The sequence below is a fragment of the Arthrobacter sp. H20 genome, assembly GCF_000520515.1.
GTDB lineage: Bacteria > Actinomycetota > Actinomycetes > Actinomycetales > Micrococcaceae > Arthrobacter_D.
In genome coordinates this window covers 45,277-49,135 of the sequence record NZ_KI914716.1, presented here as the reverse complement: position 1 = coordinate 49,135, position 3,859 = coordinate 45,277, and the positions used below count along the sequence as shown (strand labels likewise).

At 65.5% G+C, this 3,859-nt stretch carries 3 protein-coding genes; 1 reads left to right on the top strand and 2 read right to left on the bottom strand.

The window, feature by feature from the left end; genetic code table 11:
- A partial coding sequence (locus tag Y703_RS21375) for a DUF349 domain-containing protein (protein WP_035763894.1) occupies positions 1-966 on the bottom strand: 966 nt, incomplete at its 3' end.
- Positions 967-1,188: 222 nt separating this feature from the next.
- On the opposite strand from Y703_RS21375, the gene hisS reads away from it, so the two are divergent.
- Entirely contained in the window at positions 1,189-2,544 is a 1,356-nt protein-coding gene (hisS, locus tag Y703_RS0104770; RefSeq protein ID WP_026551794.1) for a histidine--tRNA ligase, read from the top strand.
- Between the two features lie 8 nt (positions 2,545-2,552).
- Here hisS and Y703_RS0104765 read toward each other — a convergent pair whose 3' ends face one another.
- A complete protein-coding gene (locus tag Y703_RS0104765) occupies positions 2,553-3,803 on the bottom strand; it encodes an APC family permease (protein ID WP_026551793.1) in 1,251 nt (416 codons plus the stop codon).
- Positions 3,804-3,859 lie beyond the last annotated feature (56 nt).

Genomic DNA, 3,859 nt, shown 5'->3' with positions numbered 1-3,859 from the left:
GGACGCCTTCCACTCGTCCATCAGCCGGCGGTACTCGCCAGCCGTGTGACCCCAGTCGGTTGAGGCGGACAGCGTCTCGGCCTGCTGGATAAGGGCTTCCTTGGCCTGCTTGGCCGACGCGTTGTCTGTGTCAAGCTGTGAGAAGTACGCCCTGCGGTGACGATCGAAAACGGTGCGTGCCGCACGGAAACGCTTCCACAGCCCGTCCTCGGTCCCGCGGCCGAGCCGGATACCGTTCTTCTGAGCGGCCTTCCAGGTCTCGAACAGCTCGTTCATGCGGGTGCTGCTGGCCTTCCACTGCACGGTGGAAGGGTCGCGTCCGGCGATCTCCTCGGCCTCAGCAACAATCGCCTCACGGGCGGCTACCTCCGCGGCTTTCAACGCGTCCTGGTCCGCTTTCTCAGCTGCCTCCAGCTTCGCGATGAGACCGGTCAGGGCGTCCAGCCGCGCATCAAGCGCAACGACATCGCCGACCATCTTTTTCTCTGCAACCTGTTCTCGGAGATGCCCTGCGGTCTTCTGCATGTCGGCTGACGGCGCCTTTGCGTCGACACGCTGCTCCAGGAGCACAATCTGGCTGACGACGTCGTCGTACTTCCTGACGAAGTAGGCGAGCGCTTCGTCCTTTGACGCGTCGGGGTATTGCCCTACCGCGTGCTCGTCGCCGTTCACGAGCAGGAAGACGTGGCCGTCGTCTTCAACCCTGGCGAACTTGGCAGCCTCGCTCAGGGGAGTGCTGTGCGCAAGGTGAGCGACGGCGGGGGCGCTTGGCTTGGCTCCGGGCTTGGCTCCGGGGCGCTGAGCCATGGCTGCGGGACTGGGGGCGGAGCTGGGACGAGGCACCGGTGGTGCAGCCTCAGCCTTAGCCTCAGCCTCCGGCGCCCGCTCCTGGGGTGTGGCGGGTCCCTCGTCGCCTGACGTTTCGTCGGTACGGGGGGATTCGTCGGATTGCTGACTCTGTGTCACCGCTAGAAGTCTTTCGCTCGTTGGTTTGCCTGCTACCTCGCGGCAATTAGTTCAGGGCTATCGAGTCTATCGTCACAACCAAGAGGTTACGTTACGCCCGAGGGCTCCACTGCGGAATGTTGAGCGGTCACGGCACCGGGCGTTTTCCCTGGGTAGCCCAAAACCCCTAAAATAAGTGCGCACCAGTAACCAGTCACCACGTATCTCAAGGAGCTCAGCCGCATGGCACGCAAGGCATCACTGTCCGGTTTTCCAGAATGGCTGCCGGAGGAGCGTCTGGTAGAGCTGCATGTGCTTGACACGCTGCGGAAGACTTTTGAGCTGAATGGTTTCTCCAATATTGAAACCCGTGCCGTTGAAACCGTTTCCCATCTGCTGCGCAAAGGGGATATCGACAAAGAGGTTTACGGCGTATCGCGTCTCCAGGCTGACGACGACGGCGCCCGGGCCGCGAGCGCCGAGGACGGCCTCGCACTGCACTACGACCTGACCGTGCCCTTCGCCCGCTACGTTGTGGAGAACTCAGGACACCTTGCCTTCCCTTTCCGGCGCTACCAGATCCAGAAGTGCTGGCGAGGGGAGCGCCCCCAGGACGGACGGTTCCGTGAGTTCACCCAGGCGGATATAGATGTGGTGGGCGACGGCGTCCTCCCCTTCAGGTACGACGTCGAGCTGGCGCTCGTGGTGGTCGACGCGTTGTCGGCCCTCCCCATCCCCGACTTCACGGTGCGCGTAAACAACCGGAAACTAGCCGAGGGGTTCTACCGGGGCATCGGCCTCGACGACACTGCCGGTGTGCTGCGCAGCGTCGACAAGCTGGAGAAGATCGGAGCCGATAAGGTTCTCTCGCTGCTCCAGGCCGAGCTCGGAGCGACTGCCGAGCAGGCTGCGCTTGCCCTCCGCCTTGCCTCAATCCGCACAGCTGACACGTCATTCGTCGAACAGGTACGTGCCCTCGGTGTCTCCCACCCCCTGCTGGACGAGGGTCTGAGTGAGCTTGAGCAGGTGATCGCCGAGGCATCCCGGCGCGCGCCAGGCCGGGTGGTTGCTGACCTGAGCATCGCCCGTGGCCTGGATTACTACACCGGCACTGTCTACGAGACTGTGCTCAACGGACACGAGTCGCTGGGGTCGATCTGTTCCGGCGGCCGCTATGACAGCCTTGCCGCCAAAGGCAACCGGACGTTCCCCGGTGTCGGCCTGTCTATTGGGGTTACCCGGTTGGTCTCGCGGATCCTCAGCCAGAACTTCACTGCCGTCACACGTCGGGTACCTACCGCCGTCCTGATCTCGCTGACCGACGACAGCTCATGGTCGGCGGCCCAGGACATCGCTGCCTCCCTGCGTGGCCGCGGTATCTCGGCCGAGGTGGCCGCGTCAGCCGAGAAGTTTGGCAAGCAGATCAAGTTTGCTGACCGTCGCGGGATCCCCTTCGTGTGGTTCACCGCTGCTGACGGAACGCACGAGGTTAAGGATCTCCGCACGGGCGCCCAGGAACCGGCGGATCCCGCAACCTGGTCCCCGCCGGCCGCTGACCTCGTTCCGAGGGTGCTGCGCGCTGAGTCCGGCGGAGTCTGACCAGACCTTTAGGCGCGTCGTCGTCGGATTCCGGTGACGGCGGCGCGGCCGAGCAATCCTGCCGCCAGGACCGCCACCATGGTGAGCACCGACGTCGTCGGCAAGGTCAGGGCCAGCAGCACGCAGCCTGCGAAGCCCACCACGTTCAGTGCCCGCGGCGAATGCCAGGGCCGGTCCTTCAGGGTAAATGCCGACAGGTTTGCGACCGCGTAGTAGATCAGGACGCCGAAACTGGAGAAGCCGACCACCGTCAGGACGTCGGTGGTCAAAAGCAGACCAATGACGACGGCGGCGGTCGATAGATCAGCGGCGTAGGGGACCCCGAACCGCTGCCAGATCCCTGCCAGTGCCCTGGGCAGGTCGCCTTCCCTCGCCATCGCCAGGGTGGTCCGGCCGACCCCGGCGATGAGCGCAAGGAGGGCGCCGAGACTGGCCAGCGCTGCAGCGACGGTCACTGCCGTCGCCGGGATGCCCGAGGCCGAGGCAGCGAACACCTCTCGCAGTGGTGCCGGCGAGTTGGCAAGCGTCGTCGGGCCCAGAGCGGTCAGCAGCCCAACGGCGAGCAGCAGGTACAGGACCAGGGTGAAGCCGAGGGATCCGAAGATGGCTTTGGGAATGTTGCGCTGCGGTTCACGGACCTCTTCGCCCATCGTGGCGACGCGGGCGTATCCGGCGAACGCGAAGAACAGCAACCCTGCGGCCTGCAGCACCCCTAACCAGGTGGTGGGCAGCGGGACGGGGTCGGACGGCGGCGGCGCAGCGAAGGCGGCCACCACCACGAAGGCCAGGACGGGCACCACCAGCGAGACGATGATGCGGGTCATCAGGGCGGTCCGGGCCACGCCCAGCAGGTTGACCACCGTCAGGCCCACGACTGCAGCGACTGCCGCTGCAGTTTCGAAGCCCGGCGCCGCGTACAGCCCGAAGGTGAGCGCCATCGCGGCGCAGGAGGCAATTTTTCCGGTGACAAAACTCCAGCCCGCGATGAACCCGGGCCAGGGGCCAAGCTGGCGCCGGCCATAAATGTAGGTGCCGCCGCTGTGCGGGTGCACGGCTGCCAGCTGCGCGGACGCCGCGGCGTTGCAATAGGCGACGAAACCGGCGAAGGCGACCGCTAGGGGAAGCCAGCTGCCAGCCGCCGCCGCGGCGGGGGCGAACACCACAAACACGCCGGCGCCAATCATGGAGCCGACTCCCACAGTGGTGGCGTCAAAGCCACCCAACTGCCGCCGGAGTCCCGGCGGATTACTCATAGCCATTTTCGATTCCCCTGTCGCGGGAACCACCAGCTGGTGACCGCGCGGGCCGTGGCGGG

What these genes read in the sequence shown, in the direction of transcription:
- hisS (WP_026551794.1), top strand. Translation starts at nt 1,189, where the DNA reads ATGGCACGCAAGGCATCACTGTCCGGTTTTCCAGAATGGCTGCCGGAG.
- Y703_RS0104765 (WP_026551793.1), bottom strand. Translation starts at nt 3,803, where the DNA reads ATGGCTATGAGTAATCCGCCGGGACTCCGGCGGCAGTTGGGTGGCTTT.